The sequence below is a fragment of the Sphingobium sp. GW821-FHT02B05 genome (assembly GCF_059421905.1).
The window spans coordinates 125,584-145,001 of sequence record NZ_JBWKVW010000003.1; the positions used below are offsets into that span (position 1 = coordinate 125,584).

The following is a 19,418-nucleotide window of genomic DNA, read 5'->3' on the forward strand; positions in this document are numbered from 1 at the left end:
GCTGACAGAAAGCGTGTTCTTTCCGTCACATAATCGCCTTTCGCGGCATTTTTCGAAATCGTTCAGGCAACCTTCCGCGCTGGCCGGCCATTATTCCCTCTGTCGATACGCAGCCGCTTTGAGCGCTCGCATCGACCCGGCGGGTCCAAACCGCCGCATATAATCCATGATAGAAAAAGGGTCATACCCATGAAGACACTGCTTTTTTCGGCAGCCGCTGCCGCTGTCCTGTTGCCTGCCGCTGCCATGGCCCAGAGCGGAACGGCCGATGATGCCGGTTCGTCCACGCGCCGCATCGAGCCCTATGTCGGCGTCATGGGCGGCGTGCATAATTTCGACAGCGAAACCGGCAAGGAAGGCATCCCGCCCGTCGGATATAAGGGCCGCATGGTCGAAGGTGTCGCGGGCGTGAACTATAATGTCGCCGGGCCCCTGGTCGTCGGCGTTGAGGGTACGGCGTCCAAGGGCGTATCGGGCGATATCGACTGGGAATATGGCGTGGCAGGCCGCGCCGGCGTGAAGGCGGGCAAGGACAGCCTGATCTTCGGCAAGGTCGGCTATAAATGGGTCAATTTCGACGCGCTCGGCCCGGATAGCCCGGATTTCCACGGCACCACCTATGGCGCCGGCGTCGAGCTGTCGCCCGCCGACATGGGCGGATCGGCCCAGAGCAGCAACGTGCGCCTGCGCTTTCAGGCCGACACGATGGGCAATTTTCGCTCCATCCGCCCGATGGCGGGTGTCGTCGCCAAGTTCTGATCGACCAAGTTCAGATGGGGCGGGTCCAACCCGATCCGCTCCGTCACATCAGTCAACCTCCTGCTTGAAATCCTCTTGAGGCAGGAGTTTGGGGTGCGGAACGGTTTTTAGGACTGCAACCGTTCCGCATTCCCCGGCTTTGCGTGCAGGGTGGCATGGCCGCCGATGGCCATCGCTCATCGCCGCCCCAGCCCCTCATCGTCACGCCAGCGCCGTCACCCGCTCCCCCACCATCCGCAAATCCTCCACGAACCGCGCATGTTCGGCCGCCTGCCGTTCCGCATCGGGCAGGCGCAGCAAATAGCTGGGATGCACCGTCACCCATCCTTCCGCGCCACCCTCCAGCGCAATCGCCGCACCGCGCGCGCGGCCGATCGTCACTGCCTTGCCCAGCATCGCCCGCGCCGCGCTGGCGCCCAGCGCGACGATGATGCGCGGCCGGATGAGGTCGATTTCCTGCCCCAGCCACCAGCGACACGCCTCTATCTCACCCGCGTCGGGCGACTGGTGCAACCGCCGCTTGCCCTGCCGTTCGAATTTGAAATGCTTGACCGCGTTGGTGACATAGGCGCGGGACCGGTCCACACCCGCCTGCGCCAGCGCCCGGTCCAGCAGCTGCCCGGCCGGCCCGACGAAGGGACGCCCGGCCAGATCCTCCTGATCGCCCGGCTGTTCGCCGATGATCATCAGCGGCGCGTCCAAAGGTCCTTGCCCGAACACCGTCTGCGTCGCATCCCGGTGCAGCGGGCAGCGGGTGCAGCCCGTCGCTTGACTGCGAATGGTCGCCCAGACGGTCGCAACATCGCCCTGCCTTTTCGGGCGCTTTTCCGGCAGCGGCGCGGTTGCGATCATCGCCGCCTCACGCGCCTGCGCCCCGGCGATCAGGTCGGGGATCAACGCCGCTTCGGGCAGGTTGCGCCAATATTTTTTCGGCATTTCTGACAGCATCGCCCCGGTCTTGAGCCGCGCCGGGTTGAAGATCGCGGCATAATAGCCCTTCCACAGCGCCTCGACCGGATCGCCGTCGGGCGCATCGCCTCTCTGCGCGCCCGGCCCTTGCGCCAGCGTCTCGCCATCCCAATGGATGCTGACCTCCGGCGTCAGGATCGACCAGCGCATCGCGGCAAAGCGGCGCATGAAGAAGCCCGCATTGGCGCGCACGATATGATGGTCCGGTTCGAACCAGGCGACGAAGCGTTCGCCCTGCGCATCGGTCATTTCGCGAAAGCGCACGAAGGCGCGCATCTTGTGGATATCGCGCCGCACCGCCTTGGCCAGCGCATCCACCCGGCGCAACAGCGGGTCGGCCTTGTCCTCCATCGTCCCCGGTCGCGCCCGCAGGCGGCGCAGCAGGGCATAAAGCAGGGCAAAGCGCTCAGGGTCGTGATGCAGGATGGCGCTTCCCGCCAGTTCGACGAAGGCGCGCGGCACGGAAAAACCTGCGCCGGGCTGATCCGGCGGCGGGGGCATGTCGCCGAACAGGTCGGCGCTGTCTTCGCCCACCTGCCATGTCACATCCGCCGGATCGACGCCCGCCACGGCCAGCCGCCGCGCTGCCGCGCGCCAGCCGTCGAAATCGTCCGGCGCGCTCAGCGCGATGCGGTACATTCTGGTCCGCTATGCCATGGCCCGTTCGCAACGAACGGATGTTGGCGGATCAATTCTCGGCCTGCGCCCGCTCCAGTTCGGCGGGTTTGCGCTTGGCAAACAGCTTGCCTAGCCGCTCTTCCTCTGCCGCCGACAACTCCTTGGCCGCGTCGGGGAACATCTCTTCCTCTTCCTCGTCGATATGATGGAGGTAGCGCTTCTTCATCTCGGCGAATTTCTTCCGCCACGCCTCGCCATTGAATTTGAGCTCGTCCAGCTCTTCCAGATAATCGTCGATTTCCTTGTGCTCGGAAACGCTGTGCTGCGCATCCTCGCGCAGGTCCGGCTGTGCCAGCATGGTGGCGTAGAGCGTCTCCTCCTCTGCCGCGGCATGGGCGGACACTTCGACCTTGAACTGCTCGAACAGCTTTTCCAGCCGTGCCTCGTCCTTTTCGCGATCCGCCTCCGCCATTTTGGCGAACAGCTGGCGATGGGTGTCGTGATCCTGTTTCAGGGACTCGAAAATGCTGGCGTCGGCCATGGAAATTCCTCCTCGTGCGAGCAAGGAGAACGACGGTCGCGGCAATTGGCTCCGACCGATCAGCCGAACAGGAAGCGGAAGACGATCGCGACGGGTATCCACAGCAGCGCGCCCAGGATGCTGGCGCTCCAAAGCTGCGCCACATCGCGGCGGAAGCGCACGGCCAGACCGCCCTGCGACAGGCCGCCCTGTTCCAGCATCTGCCAGCGCCGTTCCAGCCCGCGCGCGGCGACGCCATAGCCGCCGATCGCGACGATGATGCCCAGGTGCAGGACCAGCGAGCCGCCCATCTTGGCGACGATGAAAATCTGCGCGAGACAGAAGACGACCAGGGCGGCGGCCAGATGCGAACTGATGCGCTTGGCGAAACCCTTACCCTGCGCGCGATTGCCCATTGCGGTCGCCAAGACCCCATTCTCCTTCTTTGACCCTGGCGACAGAATTTCATGTGTGGCGCGCTCAATCAACCCAAAATCACGGTCATGCGAACAAATCGAGCTGTTTGGCAGGCGGCGCGAGACTGGCGCGCAGGTCCGCCCGGTCGATCAAGCCGACGGGTCGCCAGTCCGCTGCGACCAGGAATGGGCGCAACTTCCTGATCGACGTGGTGAGCCGCGCGACGTCGGCCAGCCGCAACCGCCGATGGCGTCGGCTCATCAGGATGCGATCGACCGCCTTCACGCCCAGCCCCGGCACGCGCAGCAATGCCTCACGCGGGGCGCGGTTGACGTCCACCGGGAAGGCGGCCCGATGGTTGAGCGCCCAGGCCAGTTTGGGGTCGATATCCAGCGGCAGGCAGCCGGTCGCCGCGTCGGTCGCCGCGGCTATCTCCCGCGCATCATAGCCGTAGAAACGGATCATCCAGTCCGATTGATACAGGCGATGCTCGCGCATCAGCGGCGGCCGCTGCAAGGGCAGAACGGCGCTGGGCGAAGGAATGGGCGAAAAGGCGCTGTAATAGACGCGGCGCAACTTATGTCGGTCATAGAGGCTGCTGGCCTTCGCGATGATCGCCCGGTCGTCGGCCGCATCGGCGCCCACGATCATCTGGGTCGACTGGCCGGCAGGGGCGAAGCGGGGGGCGCTCCTATATTTGCGCCTCGCGTCGATCTTGTCGTCGATCTCGCCACGCAAATGGCCCATCGCTCCTTCGATCCGCCCGCCATCCTTTTCCGGCGCCAGCCGTTTCAGCCCGTTGTCCGTCGGCAATTCGACATTGATCGACAGCCGGTCGGCATAGAGGCCCGCCAGGTTGAGCAGCGCCGGATCCGCGTCGGGAATGGTCTTCAAATGGATATAGCCGCGAAAATCATGGTCCTCGCGCAGCGACCGGGCGACCTCGACCATCTGCTCCATCGTATAGTCGGACGACGCGATGATGCCGGAGGAAAGAAACAGCCCCTCGATATAATTGCGGCGGTAGAAGTTGAGCGTCAGCTCCACCACTTCCTGCGCGGTAAAGCGCGCGCGGCGCACATCGCTCGACCGGCGGTTGATGCAATAATGGCAATCGAAAATGCAGCTGTTGGTCAGCAATATCTTGAGCAGCGATATGCAGCGGCCGTCGGGCGCATAAGCGTGGCAGATGCCCATGCCCTCGGTCGATCCGATTCCCTTGCCATCGCTGCTGTTCCGCTTCATCGTGCCGGACGACGCGCAGGAGGCATCATATTTTGCGGCATCGGCCAGGATTTCGAGTTTCTGCCGGGTGGAGAGCTGCGCCATTCGTTCCTGATATGTTCGAGATGGTCCCCTGTCCACAACCTCGATCAAGTCTGCACCAACGGACAGGGGTCGCCGCAGGCGCGTGCAGCCCTTGCCATCGCGCGCCAGCCCCGCCATCACCCGCCCCATGACATGGCATTTCTGGATCGACCGCGGCGGCACCTTTACCGATGTGGTGGCGCGCGCGCCCGACGGGCGACTGCACACGGCCAAATTGCTGTCGAGCGACCCGGAACGCTATGCCGATGCGGCCGTGGAAGCGGTACGCCGCCTGACGGGTGCGGGTGACGGGCCGATCCCGCCCTGCACCCTGCGCATCGGCACCACCATCGCCACCAATGCCCTGCTGGAGCGCAAGGGCGAACCGGTGCTGCTGGCGATCACGCGCGGCTATCGCGACGCCCTCCGCATCGGGACGCAGGAACGGCCGGAGCTGTTCGCCCGCCGCATCCTCCTGCCCGATCCGCTCCATGCCGATGTGGTGGAGGTGGATGAACGGTTGATGGCCGACGGCACCATCCGCACGCCGCTGGATGAAGATGCCGCCCGCGCCGCGTTACAACCCGCTTATGACCGGGGCCTGCGCGCCGTCTCGATCGTGCTGATGCACGGCTATCTCCATCCCGCCCACGAACAGGCGCTGGCCCGCATCGCTGCCGACATCGGCTTTACCCAGATCAGCGCCAGCCACGACGTCGCCCCGCTCATCAAGCTGATCGGTCGCGGCGATACCGCGCTGGCCGACGCCTATCTGTCGCCCGTGCTGAAGGCCTATGTCGATGGCCTGCGCGATGCGCTGGGCAGCCAAGCCGACATGCTGTTCATGCAGTCGAGCGGCGGCCTGACCGACGGTACGCTGTTCCGGGGCAAGGACGCCGTCCTGTCCGGTCCCGCCGGCGGCATCGTCGGCCTCGCCCGCACGGCGGAGCAGGCCGGTTTCCGCGAAGTCATCGGCTTCGACATGGGCGGCACGTCGACCGACGTGTCCCATTATGCCGGCGCCTATGAGCGCGACAATGAAGCGCGCGTCGCCGGCGTCCGCCTGCGCGCGCCAATGATGCGCATCCACACCATCGCCGCGGGCGGCGGCTCCATCTGCTCCTTCGTCGACGGCCGTTTCCGCGTCGGACCGGAAAGCGCAGGCGCGGTCCCCGGTCCCGCCTGTTACCGGCGTGGCGGCCCGCTCACCATCACCGACTGCAACGTCATGCTGGGCAAGGTCCAGCCCGCCCATTTCCCCAGCCTGTTCGGCGCGGACGGCGACCAGCCGCTCGACGCGAAGGCGGTGGAGGCGCGTTTCGCCGCCCTTTGCGCGCAGGTGGAGGCAGAAACCGGCCGCACCATGACACCCCGCGATGCGGCGCAGGGCTTCATCGCCGTCGCCGTCGCCAGCATGGCCAACGCGATCAAGCGCATCTCCGTCGCGCGCGGTCATGACGTGGCGCGCTATACGCTGGCCAGTTTCGGCGGGGCGGGCGGGCAACATGCCTGCCTGGTCGCCGACGCGCTGGGCATGGACCGGGTCATGATCCATCCTCTGGGCGGCGTGCTGTCGGCTTATGGCATGGGCCTGGCCGATCGCCGCGCGGTGCGGGAACGAACGCTGGCCTTGCCGTTGGGCGACGAAGGGCTGGCCGCCGCGCTCGACGCGCTTGCGCAAGAGGCCCGGACCGACCTGCCCGATGCCGACAGGATCGAAACCCTGCTGCGCCTGCGCTATGACGGCACGGACAGCCTGTTCGACGTGCCCCTGGCCGATGCCGACACCATGCGTGCCGATTTCCTGGCCCAGCATCGGGCGCGCTTCGGCTTTGCGGGCACGGGCCATATCCTCATCGACATGGCGCGGGTGGAAGCGATCGCCTCCACCCGCGAAGCCATGGACGGCATCGTCGCCATCGCCGCGCAGGCCGCGCCGCCCTTGGCCCATATCGACTATGCGGGCGAACCCGCCCCCGTCCATGATCGCGCCGGTCTGTCTGCGGACAGCGTGATCGACGGCCCTGCACTCATCATCGACCCGGTCTCCACCACGGCGGTCGAGCCGGGCTGGCGGGCGCAGCTGGACGGGCATGGCAACCTCATCCTCACCCGCCACATCCCCCGCGCCAAACCGCAAAGCAGCGACGCCACCGCTGTCGACCCGGTCCGGCTGGAGGTGATGGGCGGCCTGTTCATGGCGATCGCGGAGGAAATGGGCGCCGCGCTCCAGCATAGCGCCTCCTCGGTCAATATCCGGGAACGGCTGGATTTTTCCTGCGCCCTGTTCGACGCGGCCGGCAATCTGGTCGCCAACGCGCCGCATATGCCGGTGCATCTGGGCAGCATGGGCGACAGCATCCGCACCATCATGCGCCGGCGCGGCTCAGGCCCGGACGGACAGCCGATCGACGGGCGCGGCATGCTGCCGGGCGACGTCTATGCGCTCAACGCCCCCTATGATGGCGGCACCCATCTGCCCGACGTCACCCTCATCATGCCCGTCTTCGCGGGGGCGGGCGCCCCGCGCTTCTATGTCGCCGCGCGTGGCCATCATGCCGATATCGGTGGCATCACCCCCGGATCCATGCCGCCCGGCAGCACGAGCGTCGAGGAAGAGGGCATCGTCCTCGACAATATGCTGCTGGTCGATCAGGGTGCGTTCCGCGAAGCCGCCATTCGCGACCTGCTGGGTTCCGGCCGCTGGCCCGCCCGCAACATCGACCAGAATGTCGCCGACCTCTCCGCCCAGATCGCCGCTTGCGCCAAGGGGGCGAGCGAATTGCGCCGCATCGGCGATAATTACGGAATCGAAACGATATCGGCCTATATGGGTCATGTGCAGGATCAGGCCGAAGCCGCCGTCCGCCGCCTGATCGATCGCCTGTCCGACGGGCAATTCCGCTATGCGATGGATAGCGGCGATACTGTCCAACTCGCTGTCCATGTCGATCGCGCCGCCCGCGCCGCGACCATCGATTTCGCCGGCACGGCCGACCAGTTGCCCAATAATTTCAATGCGCCCGCATCGGTCGTGCGCGCCGCCGTCCTCTATGTCGTGCGCACCCTGATCGACGAAGCCGTGCCGATGAACGACGGATGCCTCAAACCCATCACCATTCGCATTCCCGAAGGCTCCATGCTGCACCCCCGCTTCCCCGCCGCCGTGGTCGCGGGCAATGTCGAAACCAGCCAGGTCGTGACCGACGCCCTGTTCGGCGCGCTGGGCGTCATGGCGGGCGCGCAGGGGACGATGAACAATTTCACCTTCGGCAACGACCGCCACCAATATTATGAGACGATCGCGGGCGGCGCGGGCGCCGGCCCGGACTTTGACGGCGCGGACGTCGTCCAGACGCACATGACCAACAGCCGCCTTACCGATCCCGAAATATTGGAAACGCGCTTTCCCGTGCTGCTGGAGGAATTTTCGATGCGGGCGGGGTCGGGCGGGCAGGGGCGGCATCGTGGCGGCGACGGCGCGCTGCGCCGCATCCGTTTCCTGGAGGATATGACTGCCGGCATCCTGTCCAACCGCCGCATCGTGCCGCCCTTTGGCCTGGGGGGTGGATCGCCCGGCGCGCTCGGCCGCAACAGTGTCGAACGCGCCGATGGCAGCGTCGAACCGCTCGGCCCCACCGCCACGGCGCAACTGCGCGCGGGCGACGCCTTCGTCATCGAAACGCCGGGCGGCGGCGGCTTCGGCGCGGCTTAGGTCCGGGCGCCAATTGCCGGTCTGGAACGGCACAAAGGCGGCCGATAGGCCCCTGTCGCGTTGCCGTCTGCCTGAAGGGCGATGAGGCACGGCCTTGGTGCCTATTCCCGCCAGCCAGGGTCGATCCGGTCGATTCGCCGCACCATGGACTGGAAATCGGGTACGCCCGGCCCCACCGGCAATTGCACGGCGGACAGGTCGCGCTGATGCACCGCGATCACATCGGCCGGGATGTCGATCGGCGTGCCCGCCGCACCGGCCGCCACCTGAATTTCGCAGGCGCGTTGCAGCAGCCAGTGGGTCAGGAAGGCTTCGGGCAGGCTGCCGGCCATCACCAGCGTGCCATGATTGCGCAGCAGCATCACCCGCCGCGCGCCCAGATTGGCGATCAGCCTCTCTCCCTCTTCCGGCCGAATCGTGACGCCTTCAAAATCATGATGGGCGATTCGCCCGATGAAGGCGGCGGCATAGAAGCTGATCGGCCGCAACCCTTCGGCACAGGCGCTGACCGCCATGCCCGCCGTCGTATGGGTATGGATGATGCAATGGGCGTCGGGCAAATGCCGGTGAAACACGCTATGCTGGGTGAAGCCGGCGCGATTGACGGGATAGGGGCTGCCGTCCAGCACATGGCCGTCTATGTCGATCTTCACCAGGTTCGACGCCGTCACCTCGTCATAGCCCAGGCCGAAGGGATTGATCAGAAAAGCGCCCTCTTCGCCCGGCACGCGCAGGGTGATGTGGTTGTAGATCAGTTCCGACCAGCCCATATGGTCGAAAATGCGGTAGCAGGCGGCGAGCTGTTGTCGCGCCTCCCATTCGGCGGCGGACATGTCTGGGCGTTTGGCGGCTGTAGCCATGGGCATCCTCCTGTATCTTTATCGCATCATTATCGCTCCGGGCGCCCGGAATGTCGAGATTAGGCCCTTTGGGGTTGAATTTGCATGGGCCTGCTGGTAGGGCGCCGCCCACATGGCGTGGGGTGACCCGCGACGACTCACTGGCTTTGCTATTCGGTCGGCCCGTCGGGATGGACAGACAAGTCCCGGCGAACCGCCCGTTTTCGATTGGAGATTGACGGACTTATGCAGATCATCGTTCGCGACAACAATGTCGACCAGGCTCTTCGCGCGCTCAAGAAGAAGTTGCAGCGTGAAGGCGTGTATCGCGAAATGAAGCTGCGTCGCCACTACGAGAAGCCGTCGGAAAAGCGCGCTCGTGAAAAGGCGGCTGCTGTCCGTCGTGCGCGCAAGATGGAGCGCAAGCGCGCCGAGCGCGACGGCGCGAAGTAAGCGCCGTTCGGGGCGGCCCGGTGCATGTCACCTTGGCTGCCTCGCGCCTCTTGAAGCTGCTTTCCTGCCCTTAATTGCGAGCTAACGCCTATGTCCACGACGGCCGTTCCCCTTCGTCCCATCGCAAAGGGGTCGCTGACGCGCCTCTGGATCGGCGTCGCTGTCGTGGCGCTGGCCGCGGGCGGCCTCGCCTGGGCGGGCCAGCAGGGCGTCGAGTCTTCGCCGGCGGCCTTCCTGTCGCAGAACAGCCATGCCGACGGCGTCGTGACCACCGAATCGGGCCTTCAGTACAAGGTTCTTTCGGAAGGCACCGGTGCCAGCCCGACCACCGCCGACGTGGCGCTGGTGGGCTATAAGGGCACGTTGCTCGACGGTACGGTGTTCGACGAGAACCCGCAGGCGCCGATGCCGATCGACGGCGTCGTGCCGGGCTTCTCCGAAGGACTTCAGAAGATGAAGAAGGGCGGCAAGTATCGCCTGTGGATCCCGCCGCAGCTTGGCTATGGCGATCAGGCCGCCGGCCCGATCCCTGCCGGCTCGGTGCTGGTGTTCGACGTCACGCTTCACGACTATAAGTCGAAGGCGGAACTGATGCAGCTTCAGCAACAGATGCAGCAGCAGCAGGGCGCGATGCCGCAGGGCGCTGGGCCGCACGTCGGCAACTAAGCCGCAATCGCGCAAAGCCGGAATGAAGAGGGGCCGTTTCGCGGCCCCTTTTTGCTATGCTTCGATCGGCCCGAAATCAGGCGTGACCTTGGCACACCGAATCATCGGCGACCGGACTGACGCCAAAGGCCAGCGCATCGGCGCTGCCGACTTTTTCTTCTCCGGTAAACAGCTTGTCGAGCCGGGCCTTGATGTCGCGCCGATATTCGGCATTGGCGACCGACCGGGGTGCCGATACCTCGATATCGCAGGCGATCGCGCCCTTGATGCGCTCGATCGCGCCGTCATCCAGAACGCCTGCACTGCGCAATTCCAGGCATAGCTGCAACAGGCCCACGGCAGTCGCTTGCGCCCGCATTCCCACATTGGTCAGGTCGAAATGCAGTTTCTTCTGCTTGTCCAATGCTATGGCCATGATCAAATCCTCTCCAGTGCCGGTTTTCAGACCCTGTTGAAAAACCAATGGTCGGACAGGGCAACCGGTTCCCATCCTGTCCTAAAGGCGGACAAATAGCCATAAGGAGCGATATGGACCGGTTGCGTCAGAAAATATCCGATTTTCGTACGATCATGTCGAAACCGACGCCAAATAGGCGAAGTCAGGCCTCGTCCGGCCCGGTCGCGCCGGTCTGGATCAGGGCCTTTTTGCCGGCAAGTGCCTTGGACCGTTCCTCCAGATAGACCTTGATCATCGCGACGATCGGGTCGGCCAGGAACAGCCCCATGATGCCGAACAGGGCGCCGAACAGGATTTGCGCGCCCAGCACCAGCGCCGGGGCCAGATCGGTGGCGCGCTTCGCCACCATCGGCACGATCAGGTAACCGTCGACGATCTGCACCGCCATATAGACGCCAAAGGCATAGAGGCCCGTATCCGTCCCGCCGGAAAAGCCGACCAGGATGATGAGCACGCCGGATATGATCGACCCGATATTGGGCAGGAAGGCGAACAGGCCGGTCAATATGCCCAGCAGCCCTGCCATCGGCACGCCACCGGCCCACAACAGCAGCCAGGTGCCCACACCTTCCACCGTCATGCCGATCAGCCGTCCGAACATCAGCCGGCGCAGCGTCCACCCCATCTTGTCCGCAACGGCGTAGAAATGGGCGCGCTTGTCCATCGGCAGCATCCAGGCGACGCCGCGCTCGTAGAGTTTGGGTTCCACCGCGATGAAGATGGCCAGCACCAGCATCATGACGCCGCTGGTGATCGCGCCCACGGCCGTGCCCACCGCCGCCGTCACCCGGCCCATGCTGCTCATCGCCTGCGTGGCCAGGCCTTTCAGGTCGGACGGCGTGGCGCTGATGCCCAATTGCTGCATCCAGCCGCCGATGCGGTTCACCTGCGCCTCGACGATGGTGCGCATCGCCTGCGCCTGCGCCGCCAGGCTCGATCCGGTCAGGTAGAAAGTATAGGCCATGAACGCGACCGCGCCCAGCAGCACGATCGTGAGCCGCCAACCGCGCGATATCGGCAGGATGCGGCCGAGCAGCCGCGTGCCGCCGTCCATCATCGTCGCCAGAACCAGCGCACCCATGATCAGCATCAGCGGTTGCGCCAGCAGCACGACCAGCCCCACCGCGATGGCCAGCGCGAACCATATGCCGGCGCGCTTCAATTCATGGCTGACCAAAGAGCTGCGCGCTTCGCTGGGGCCGGGTAGTTCGACATGATGCTCGTGCGTCTCGCTCAAAACCCGGTGCCCCTTGCTGTGATTATTCCGGGGCTGTAACGCTTCGTGGTCGCAGGCTGTTCCCCGCCCTGCCGCTGCGGAAAGCATGCAGCCAGGTCATCGGGTTCCAGGTCGCGTCGCCATCCAGGCTGAACGTGATGAACTCCGCCCGGCCGCCGATCGCCTCGAACGGCACCGGCCCACCCAGGCCGTTTTCTTCCAGCGGTGCGCGGCTGTCGGCGCTGTTGTCGCGATTATCCCCCATCAGGAAGACATGATCCGCCGGCACCCGCACCGGTCCATACCAATCGAGCGCGCTCGGCCCCATGTCGATCGTCACATAGGTCTTGCCATTGGGCAGGATTTCCTGCCGCACCGGCAATTCGCAATAGGCCTTGCCGTCCTTGTCCGTCACCAGCGCGCCGGGAAATTGCATCGGCGGGCAGGGGGCATTGCCATCGACGGCCAGCCGCATGGGTTTCAGCATCTTCTGCTTTATCGCCACGCCGTTCAGGATCACCTGGCCGCCGCGCACTTCGATGATGTCGCCCGGCAGGCCGATCACCCGCTTGATATAATCCTCGCGCCGATTCTGTGGAGACACGATGACGATGTCGCCCCGCTCGGGCAGGCGACCCATTACCCGCCCTTTCAGGAAGGGCAGGGGGTGGAAGCTGGGCGAGACGTAGGACCAGCCATAGGGGAATTTGCTGACCACCAGCCGGTCGCCGGTCAACAACACCGGCATCATGGATTCGCTGGGGATGTAGAAGGGCTTGGCGATGAAGCTGTGGAAAGCCAGCACCGCCAGGATCAGCAGGACGATGCTTTTCAGCTCGTGCAGCCAGTTGACCGCTGGGGCCTTGCCCTCCTGCGGCATGTCGGGAGCGGGCTGGTTTTCTGGCAGGTCGATGGCCGTCACGGGCTGGCTTTCGTTGGGGTCGTCACTGGCCGTCGTCACAGGGGCAACGCCTCTATGATGACGAAGGCTTGCGCCCATGGATGATCGTCGGTGAGCGTCAGGTGAATGACCGGCCTGTGCCCGGCCGGCACCATGGATTCCAGCCGCGTGAGCGCGCCGCCGGTCAGCTTGAGCGTCGGCGCGCCCGACGGCGCGTTGACGACGCCGATATCCTTCATGAACACCCCGGCCTTGAAGCCCGTGCCGACGGCTTTGGAAAAGGCTTCCTTGGCCGCGAAACGCTTGGCCAGCGTGCCGGCCTTGGTGAAAGGGCGGCGCTGCGCCTTGGCCTGTTCCACTTCGGTAAAGACGCGCTGCACGAACCGCTCGCCGAACCGATCGAGCGAATGCTGGATCCGCTCGATATTGCAGAGGTCGGAGCCGAGGCCGATGATCACGCCAGCATCGCCTTCACCGCGCCAGGTCCATCTGCCGGCGCATTTCGCGGATGCTGGATTCGAGGCCCCCGAAAATCGCCTCACCGATCAGGAAATGGCCGATATTGAGTTCGGCGATCTGCGGAATGGCGGCGATCGGCGCGACATTGTCGAAGGTCAGGCCATGGCCGGCATGCGGCTCGATCCCGTTCTTGGCCGCCAGCGCGGCGGCGTCGGCAATCCGGCGCAGCTCGCTCGCGCGCGCTTCGCCGGTCAGATGCGCATAGGCGCCGGTATGAAATTCCACCACCGGCGCGCCCAGCTTGATCGCCGCCTCGATCTGCGCGGCGTCAGCCTCGATGAACAGGCTGACGCGGATGCCCGCCGCGTTCAGCTTCGCCACGATGGGCGTCAGCGCGTCCAGCTGCCCGGCCGCGTCCAGCCCGCCCTCGGTCGTGCGCTCCTCGCGCTTTTCCGGCACGATGCAGGCGGCGTGCGGCTTGTAGCGCAGCGCGATGTCCAGCATCTCGTCCGTCGCCGCCATCTCCAGATTGAGCGGCACGGTCAGCGCCGCCATCAGCGTCGCGATGTCGGCGTCGCGGATATGGCGGCGATCCTCGCGCAGATGCGCCGTGATGCCGTCCGCCCCGGCCTTGACCGCCAGCAAGGCGGCCTTGACCGGATCGGGATGTTCCCCCCCGCGCGCGTTGCGGATGGTCGCCACATGGTCGATATTGACGCCAAGGCGCAGGGGCATGGTCATAAGGCTTACTGCTTCCGGCTGCCGGGCTTGATCGCCGGCACCGCTGCCAGTTCGGGCGGTACCGCATCGGCTTCATAGACCGGGAAATTGATGGAGACGAGGGGGTAGAAGGGGACGCCCAGATCGACCTCGCCCGCAGACCGATCGACCAGCGCGACTTCGGCGACGACGATGCCGCCTTCCGCTTCCACGGCCTCGATCGCCTGGCGCGACGACAGACCGGTGGTGACCACGTCCTCGACCATCAGCACCTTCTGCCCCGGCGTGATCGCGAAACCGCGGCGCAGTTCGAACGTGCCCTCGGGCCGTTCCAGAAATACGGCGTCCTTGTCCAGCGCGCGGCCGACTTCATGGCCGATGATGAGGCCGCCCATGGCGGGCGATACGACCAGGTCGATTTCCTGCCGCAATTCGCGCGGCAACTGCTGCACGGTGGCGCGGGCCAGCTTTCCGGCGCGTTCGGCATTCATCAGCACGCGGGCGCATTGCAGATAATTGGCGCTGCGACGGCCCGACGACAGGATGAAATGTCCTTCGAGCAACGCCCCTGCCGCCCGAAATTCCGCCAATACTTCCTCGTCTGTCATGCCGTCATAAATCCATGTCGTGCGACCCGGTGCCAAGCGGTCCGGTCGGTTTTTATTCGCATGGCGCGCGCGCCGGCGCGCCATGATCGCGCCCCTGTGCGCGGAGCTTGCCGAATAGGCGGCCAAGGGAAGCGTTGCAACAGCGAAGAAAATCTGCTCCGTCATGCTTGAGGCAGGGGAAAACCATGCCTATAAGCCGCGGCAGAACCGAAACGGGCGAGGACTATATAGCGCATGACATGCGCGTCTTCGTTGCAGCGGCGCCAAGGGGTTACGGGGTAGAAGACGCTATGAAGAAGGTGAAATCGCTCGTTCTAGCCGGGTTGTTGGCCTTAGCGCCCACACTCGTTTCGAACGGACCGGCACTGGCCCAGGAGAATGCGGCGATCGCCGCGCCGGCTGCTGAAAATGCCGCCGCCCCGGCCGAATCGGCTGCCAACGCCACCGCCCCGGCCGCACAGGCGGCGCCAGCCCCCACCGTCGCCGCGCCGCCCCGGATGAAGCCGACCGAAGGCATCGGGATGCCAAAGCCGGGCGAGTTCACCCTCCAGGAACAGTTCACCTCCACCGGCCACACCGCGCGCTGGCTGCATGACGTGATGCTGCTGCCGCTGATCTTCGCGATCTCGATCTTCGTCCTGATCCTGATGATCTATGCGATGTGGAAATTCCGTCGCAGCGCCAACCCGGTCCCGTCGAAAACATCGCACAACACGCTGATCGAAGTGATCTGGACCGTCGTACCGGTCGTGATCCTGCTGGTCGTCGCGGTGCCCTCCATCAGCCTGCTTGCCGACCAGTATAAGCCCGCGCCCAAGGATGCCGTGGTGGTCAAGGTGACCGGCTATCAATGGTATTGGGGTTATGAATATCCCGACAACGGCATTCCCGAATTCGTTTCCAACATGCTGCCGGAAGACAAGGCGAAGGCCAATGGCGAGCCCTATCTGCTCGCGCCCGACAATCGCCTGGTCCTGCCCGCCGGTCGCCCGATCAAGCTGATCATTACCGGCGCCGACGTGATCCACGCCTTTGCCGTGCCGTCGCTCTGGGTGAAGATGGATGCGGTCCCCGGTCGCTTGAATGAAAAGAGCTTCACCATCGACAAGCCGGGCGTCTATTATGGACAATGTTCGGAACTGTGCGGCGCCCGCCACGGCTTCATGCCGATCGCGATCGAGGCGCTGCCGCCGGCACAGTTCGACCAGTGGGTGCTCTCGCAGGGCGGCAAACCCGCCGGCACTGACGCGGCAGCGGAAAAGACGGCGGACGCCGCGCCCGCCGCCGACGCGAAAATCTGATCAGGGGTAGGAACGCCATGACCACCATCACCGCGGATCATCATCACGATCATGCCCATGATCATCACGATGCCGACCACAGCCACGACCATCGGCCAGCCTTCTTCCAGCGCTGGTTCATGTCCACGAACCACAAGGATATCGGTACCCTCTACCTGATCTTCGCGATCGTCGCGGGCATCATCGGTGGTGGCATTTCGGGCCTGATGCGCGCGGAACTGGCGCATCCGGGCATCCAGTATCTGCACACATGGGCGATGATGATGGACGGGCCGGAGGCGACTCTGGACCAGGCCTATCACCTCTGGAACGTGCTCATCACCGCGCATGGCCTCATCATGGTCTTCTTCATGGTGATGCCCGCGATGATCGGCGGCTTTGGCAACTGGTTCGTGCCGATCATGATCGGCGCGCCGGACATGGCCTTCCCGCGGATGAACAATGTCAGCTTCTGGCTGCTCATCCCCGCCTTCGCCCTTCTGCTCGGCTCCACCTTCGTGCCCGGCGGCACAGGCAATGGCGCGGGCACCGGCTGGACCGTCTATGCCCCGCTCTCGACCAGCGGGTCGGCCGGTCCCGCCGTCGACATGGCGATCCTCTCGCTCCATATCGCGGGCGCCAGCTCGATCCTGGGCGCGATCAACTTCATCACCACCATCCTCAACATGCGCGCGCCGGGCATGACCCTGCACAAGATGCCGCTGTTCGTCTGGTCGGTGCTGGTTACCGCCTTCCTGCTGCTGCTGGCCCTGCCAGTCCTGGCCGCCGCGATCACCATGCTGCTGACGGACCGTAACTTCGGCACGACCTTCTACGACGCGGCCGGTGGCGGCGATCCCGAACTCTACCAGCATCTCTTCTGGTTCTTCGGCCATCCCGAAGTCTATATCATGATCCTGCCGGGCTTCGGCATCGTCAGCCAGATCATCTCGACCTTCAGCCGCAAGCCGGTCTTCGGCTATCTGGGCATGGCCTATGCCATGGTCGCGATCGGCGTCGTCGGCTTCGTCGTGTGGGCGCACCATATGTTCACCACCGGCATGTCGGTGAATGTGAAGATGTATTTCACCGCCGCAACGATGGTCATCGCCGTCCCCACCGGCATCAAGATCTTCTCTTGGATCGCGACCATCTGGGGTGGGTCGATCAGCTTCAAGACGCCGATGGTCTGGGCGCTGGGATTCATCTTCCTCTTCACCGTGGGCGGCGTGACCGGCGTCGTGCTGGCCAATGGCGGCGTGGATGATGTGCTGCACGACACCTATTATGTCGTTGCCCACTTCCACTATGTCCTCAGCCTTGGCGCGGTGTTCGGCCTGTTCGCCGGCTTCTATTACTGGTTCCCGAAAATGTCGGGCAAGATGTACAACGAGTTTCTGGGCCAGCTGCACTTCTGGGTGTTCTTCATCGGCGTGAACCTGCTGTTCTTCCCGATGCACTTCCTGGGCCTGTCGGGCATGCCGCGTCGCTATCCGGATTATCCGGCCGCGTTCGAAAAGTGGAACTCGCTCGCCAGCCATGGCTATGAAATCATGGCCGCCGGCATGGGCATTTTCTTCATCAACCTGATCTGGTCGCTGGCCGCCGGCAAGAAGGCGCAAGGCAATCCCTGGGGCGAAGGCGCCACCACGCTGGAATGGACCCTGTCCAGCCCACCGCCCTTCCACCAGTTCGAAACCCTGCCGGTGATCGACGACACGGCGCATCATTGATCGCTGCCAATGGGCGTCCCGGTTCGCCGGGGCGCCCCAAGGGTGCCGGGGCGGACAATCTGCCCACAGGCGATCCCGTTGCCCGGATCAGTCCGGCCGTGTAAAGGCGCCGGACTGAACCCACGAGGAGATTATGGCCAGTTCGCCGTTCGCCACAGGGGCCCAAACCCCTACCGACAGCCCCATGCTGCCCGCCCATTGGCGCGATTTCGTCGCGCTGACCAAGCCCAGGGTCATGACTCTGGTCGTGTTTACGGGCCTGTGCGGACTGCTTGCCGCGCCGGGGCATATCCACCCCATCCTCGCTTTCACCACGATTCTCTGCGTCGCCATCGGTGCCGGCGCCGCCGCCGCGCTCAACCAATGGTATGAGGCGGATATCGACGCGAAGATGAAGCGTACCGCCAATCGTCCGCTGCCCGCCGGCCGGATGGACCGGCAGTCGGCGCTGCATTTCGGCGTGGGCCTCTCCTTCTTCTCGGTCGTTTTGCTTGGGCTGGCGACCAACTGGCTCGCCGCCGCCGTACTGGCCGTGTCGATCCTCTTCTATGTGCTGGTCTATACGATCTGGCTGAAACCCCGCACCGCGCAGAATATCGTCATCGGCGGCGCGGCCGGGGCATTCCCGCCGGTCATCGGCTGGGCGGCTGTGACGGGCGACATCAGCGCGCTGCCGGTCGCGCTCTTCATGCTGATCTTCTTCTGGACGCCGCCCCATTTCTGGGCGCTGGCGCTGTTCGTGAAGACCGATTATGCCGCCGCCGGCATCCCCATGCTGCCCGTCGTGTCGGGCGAAGTCGTGACCCGTCGCCAGATATGGGGCTATACCGCGATCATGGCGATCGCCGCGCTGGCGCCCGTGCTGCTGCACCTGACCGGCATCGTCTATGGCACCGCCGCGCTGCTTGGCACCGCGCTCTTCGCCATCTTCGCCTTCCAGGTCTATCGCCGGCGCGAAAGCGACCCGGCCCGCATGGCCCCGGAAAAGCGGTTGTTCAAATATTCGATCCTCTATCTCTTCCTGCTGTTCGGGGCGGTGGTCGTCGACCGCTGGCTGCTCGCATGACGCCGGAGGAAAATGACCGCATCCGGGCCCGGCAAAAATCGCGCGCGCTGGTGATGGGGCTGTTGCTCGGCGCGCTCGTCCTGCTCTTCTACGGCATCACCATCGCCAAGATGGGCGGCAATTGATGGCCAGCCTGCCGCCTTCCCCCTTCGACCGCGATCGCCGCAACCGGCGCACGCTGGTCGCCATGGCGGCGGTGGGCCTTTCCATGCTCGGTCTCGGCTTCGCGTCGGTCCCGCTCTATCGCATCTTTTGCGAACAGACCGGGTTTGGCGGCACCACCATGCGCGCCGCCGCCAATGTGCAGGTGCAACAGGCCACCGGCCACACCATGTCGATCCGCTTCGATTCCAATGTCCAGCCCGGCATGCCGTGGCAATTCTACCCGGAGCATCGGACGGATACCGTCACCATCGGGCGCAAGGACATGGCGATCTTCATAGCGAAGAACATGTCGGACAAGCCCGTGACCGGCACGGCCAGCTTCAACGTGACCCCGACTCAGGCGGGCGCCTATTTCACCAAGATCCAATGTTTCTGCTTCACCCAGCAGACGTTGAAGCCCGGTGAAGAGGTCCGCATGCCGGTGCTTTATTATGTCGATCCGAAGATATTGCAGGATCCCGACAACAAGGACACGCAGCAAATTACCTTGAGCTACACCTTCTACCCTGTTGAGCAGGATGGGAAGCCAAGCTAAAGCTGGAAACGATA

Annotated in this window: 20 protein-coding genes; 9 read left to right on the forward strand and 11 right to left on the reverse strand. The window is 64.8% G+C overall.

The genetic code is table 11. The features are described 5' to 3' along the window. Positions 1–189 precede the first annotated feature (189 nt). Positions 190–759 (forward strand): outer membrane protein, encoded by a 570-nt coding sequence (locus tag AC07UX_RS12840; RefSeq protein WP_495192405.1) that lies wholly within the window; start codon positions 190–192, stop codon positions 757–759. A 201-nt stretch (positions 760–960) separates the two neighbouring features. Here AC07UX_RS12840 and AC07UX_RS12845 read toward each other — a convergent pair whose 3' ends face one another. The 4 genes from AC07UX_RS12845 to AC07UX_RS12860 all read right to left on the reverse strand — a co-directional run bounded on the left by AC07UX_RS12845 (position 961) and on the right by AC07UX_RS12860 (position 4,612). Next, positions 961–2,367, reverse strand: coding sequence for a UdgX family uracil-DNA binding protein (locus AC07UX_RS12845; protein WP_495192406.1), 1,407 nt, complete (start codon positions 2,365–2,367; stop codon positions 961–963). Between the two features lie 49 nt (positions 2,368–2,416). After that, positions 2,417–2,887 (reverse strand): hemerythrin domain-containing protein, encoded by a 471-nt coding sequence (locus AC07UX_RS12850; protein WP_495192407.1) that lies wholly within the window; start codon positions 2,885–2,887, stop codon positions 2,417–2,419. Positions 2,888–2,946: 59 nt separating this feature from the next. Beyond that, a complete protein-coding gene (locus tag AC07UX_RS12855) occupies positions 2,947–3,282 on the reverse strand; it encodes a hypothetical protein (RefSeq protein WP_495192635.1) in 336 nt (111 codons plus the stop codon). 85 nt (positions 3,283–3,367) lie between these two features. Continuing rightward, complete coding sequence (locus AC07UX_RS12860) at positions 3,368–4,612, reverse strand: putative DNA modification/repair radical SAM protein (RefSeq protein ID WP_495192408.1); 1,245 nt, start codon at positions 4,610–4,612, stop codon at positions 3,368–3,370. A 127-nt stretch (positions 4,613–4,739) separates the two neighbouring features. Here AC07UX_RS12860 and AC07UX_RS12865 point away from each other — a divergent pair, with 127 nt between their 5' ends. Then, positions 4,740–8,306: a hydantoinase B/oxoprolinase family protein gene (locus AC07UX_RS12865; RefSeq protein ID WP_495192409.1), complete on the forward strand. Its 3,567-nt coding sequence runs from the start codon at positions 4,740–4,742 to the stop codon at positions 8,304–8,306. Positions 8,307–8,407: 101 nt separating this feature from the next. On the opposite strand, the gene AC07UX_RS12870 is transcribed toward AC07UX_RS12865, so the two are convergent. After that, positions 8,408–9,166 carry a class II aldolase/adducin family protein gene (locus AC07UX_RS12870; protein WP_495192410.1) on the reverse strand — a complete coding sequence of 253 codons (759 nt, stop codon included), beginning with the start codon at positions 9,164–9,166 and terminating at the stop codon, positions 8,408–8,410. Between the two features lie 225 nt (positions 9,167–9,391). Here AC07UX_RS12870 and rpsU point away from each other — a divergent pair, with 225 nt between their 5' ends. Next, positions 9,392–9,598 carry a 30S ribosomal protein S21 gene (gene rpsU / locus AC07UX_RS12875; protein ID WP_056686590.1) on the forward strand — a complete coding sequence of 69 codons (207 nt, stop codon included), beginning with the start codon at positions 9,392–9,394 and terminating at the stop codon, positions 9,596–9,598. 90 nt (positions 9,599–9,688) lie between these two features. Further along, positions 9,689–10,264, forward strand: a complete 576-nt coding sequence (locus AC07UX_RS12880) for an FKBP-type peptidyl-prolyl cis-trans isomerase (protein WP_495192411.1) — start codon at positions 9,689–9,691, stop codon at positions 10,262–10,264. Positions 10,265–10,340: 76 nt separating this feature from the next. Here AC07UX_RS12880 and AC07UX_RS12885 read toward each other — a convergent pair whose 3' ends face one another. The 6 genes from AC07UX_RS12885 to pyrE form a co-directional block, all read right to left on the reverse strand. Further along, positions 10,341–10,679: a hypothetical protein gene (locus AC07UX_RS12885; RefSeq protein ID WP_495192412.1), complete on the reverse strand. Its 339-nt coding sequence runs from the start codon at positions 10,677–10,679 to the stop codon at positions 10,341–10,343. Between the two features lie 184 nt (positions 10,680–10,863). Next, on the reverse strand, positions 10,864–11,958 hold the full coding sequence (locus AC07UX_RS12890; RefSeq protein ID WP_495192413.1) for an AI-2E family transporter: 1,095 nt from the start codon (positions 11,956–11,958) through the stop codon (positions 10,864–10,866). A gap of 22 nt (positions 11,959–11,980) precedes the next feature. After that, positions 11,981–12,859: a signal peptidase I gene (lepB, locus tag AC07UX_RS12895; protein ID WP_495192636.1), complete on the reverse strand. Its 879-nt coding sequence runs from the start codon at positions 12,857–12,859 to the stop codon at positions 11,981–11,983. A gap of 35 nt (positions 12,860–12,894) precedes the next feature. Next, the gene (gene acpS, locus AC07UX_RS12900) at positions 12,895–13,296 is read right to left on the reverse strand and encodes a holo-ACP synthase (RefSeq protein WP_495192414.1); all 402 of its coding nucleotides are present in this window, start codon (positions 13,294–13,296) and stop codon (positions 12,895–12,897) included. 13 nt (positions 13,297–13,309) lie between these two features. Then, complete coding sequence (locus AC07UX_RS12905; RefSeq protein WP_495192415.1) at positions 13,310–14,038, reverse strand: pyridoxine 5'-phosphate synthase; 729 nt, start codon at positions 14,036–14,038, stop codon at positions 13,310–13,312. Between the two features lie 5 nt (positions 14,039–14,043). Then, the gene (pyrE, locus tag AC07UX_RS12910; protein ID WP_120252271.1) at positions 14,044–14,625 is read right to left on the reverse strand and encodes an orotate phosphoribosyltransferase; all 582 of its coding nucleotides are present in this window, start codon (positions 14,623–14,625) and stop codon (positions 14,044–14,046) included. Between the two features lie 290 nt (positions 14,626–14,915). Here pyrE and coxB point away from each other — a divergent pair, with 290 nt between their 5' ends. The 5 genes from coxB to AC07UX_RS12935 all read left to right on the forward strand — a co-directional run bounded on the left by coxB (position 14,916) and on the right by AC07UX_RS12935 (position 19,404). Next, positions 14,916–15,926 (forward strand): cytochrome c oxidase subunit II, encoded by a 1,011-nt coding sequence (gene coxB, locus AC07UX_RS12915; protein ID WP_495192637.1) that lies wholly within the window; start codon positions 14,916–14,918, stop codon positions 15,924–15,926. 17 nt (positions 15,927–15,943) lie between these two features. Further along, positions 15,944–17,638 carry a cytochrome c oxidase subunit I gene (ctaD, locus tag AC07UX_RS12920; RefSeq protein WP_495192416.1) on the forward strand — a complete coding sequence of 565 codons (1,695 nt, stop codon included), beginning with the start codon at positions 15,944–15,946 and terminating at the stop codon, positions 17,636–17,638. Positions 17,639–17,771: 133 nt separating this feature from the next. Then, on the forward strand, positions 17,772–18,704 hold the full coding sequence (locus AC07UX_RS12925) for a heme o synthase (protein ID WP_495192417.1): 933 nt from the start codon (positions 17,772–17,774) through the stop codon (positions 18,702–18,704). Then, on the forward strand, positions 18,701–18,829 hold the full coding sequence (locus tag AC07UX_RS12930) for a cytochrome c oxidase system small membrane protein (protein ID WP_269462514.1): 129 nt from the start codon (positions 18,701–18,703) through the stop codon (positions 18,827–18,829). The genes AC07UX_RS12925 and AC07UX_RS12930 overlap by 4 nt, the downstream gene beginning before the upstream one ends. After that, positions 18,829–19,404: a cytochrome c oxidase assembly protein gene (locus AC07UX_RS12935; protein ID WP_120251551.1), complete on the forward strand. Its 576-nt coding sequence runs from the start codon at positions 18,829–18,831 to the stop codon at positions 19,402–19,404. Before AC07UX_RS12930 ends, AC07UX_RS12935 begins: the two co-directional genes overlap by 1 nt. Positions 19,405–19,418 lie beyond the last annotated feature (14 nt).

What these genes read in the sequence shown, in the direction of transcription:
- AC07UX_RS12935 (WP_120251551.1), top strand. Translation starts at nt 18,829, where the DNA reads ATGGCCAGCCTGCCGCCTTCCCCCTTCGACCGCGATCGCCGCAACCGG.
- AC07UX_RS12905 (WP_495192415.1), bottom strand. Translation starts at nt 14,038, where the DNA reads ATGACCATGCCCCTGCGCCTTGGCGTCAATATCGACCATGTGGCGACC.
- AC07UX_RS12885 (WP_495192412.1), bottom strand. Translation starts at nt 10,679, where the DNA reads ATGGCCATAGCATTGGACAAGCAGAAGAAACTGCATTTCGACCTGACC.
- AC07UX_RS12865 (WP_495192409.1), top strand. Translation starts at nt 4,740, where the DNA reads ATGACATGGCATTTCTGGATCGACCGCGGCGGCACCTTTACCGATGTG.
- AC07UX_RS12855 (WP_495192635.1), bottom strand. Translation starts at nt 3,282, where the DNA reads ATGGGCAATCGCGCGCAGGGTAAGGGTTTCGCCAAGCGCATCAGTTCG.
- pyrE (WP_120252271.1), bottom strand. Translation starts at nt 14,625, where the DNA reads ATGACAGACGAGGAAGTATTGGCGGAATTTCGGGCGGCAGGGGCGTTG.
- AC07UX_RS12925 (WP_495192417.1), top strand. Translation starts at nt 17,772, where the DNA reads ATGGCCAGTTCGCCGTTCGCCACAGGGGCCCAAACCCCTACCGACAGC.
- AC07UX_RS12930 (WP_269462514.1), top strand. Translation starts at nt 18,701, where the DNA reads ATGACGCCGGAGGAAAATGACCGCATCCGGGCCCGGCAAAAATCGCGC.
- rpsU (WP_056686590.1), top strand. Translation starts at nt 9,392, where the DNA reads ATGCAGATCATCGTTCGCGACAACAATGTCGACCAGGCTCTTCGCGCG.
- AC07UX_RS12870 (WP_495192410.1), bottom strand. Translation starts at nt 9,166, where the DNA reads ATGGCTACAGCCGCCAAACGCCCAGACATGTCCGCCGCCGAATGGGAG.
- AC07UX_RS12880 (WP_495192411.1), top strand. Translation starts at nt 9,689, where the DNA reads ATGTCCACGACGGCCGTTCCCCTTCGTCCCATCGCAAAGGGGTCGCTG.
- AC07UX_RS12845 (WP_495192406.1), bottom strand. Translation starts at nt 2,367, where the DNA reads ATGTACCGCATCGCGCTGAGCGCGCCGGACGATTTCGACGGCTGGCGC.
- ctaD (WP_495192416.1), top strand. Translation starts at nt 15,944, where the DNA reads ATGACCACCATCACCGCGGATCATCATCACGATCATGCCCATGATCAT.
- coxB (WP_495192637.1), top strand. Translation starts at nt 14,916, where the DNA reads ATGAAGAAGGTGAAATCGCTCGTTCTAGCCGGGTTGTTGGCCTTAGCG.
- AC07UX_RS12850 (WP_495192407.1), bottom strand. Translation starts at nt 2,887, where the DNA reads ATGGCCGACGCCAGCATTTTCGAGTCCCTGAAACAGGATCACGACACC.
- AC07UX_RS12840 (WP_495192405.1), top strand. Translation starts at nt 190, where the DNA reads ATGAAGACACTGCTTTTTTCGGCAGCCGCTGCCGCTGTCCTGTTGCCT.
- AC07UX_RS12860 (WP_495192408.1), bottom strand. Translation starts at nt 4,612, where the DNA reads ATGGCGCAGCTCTCCACCCGGCAGAAACTCGAAATCCTGGCCGATGCC.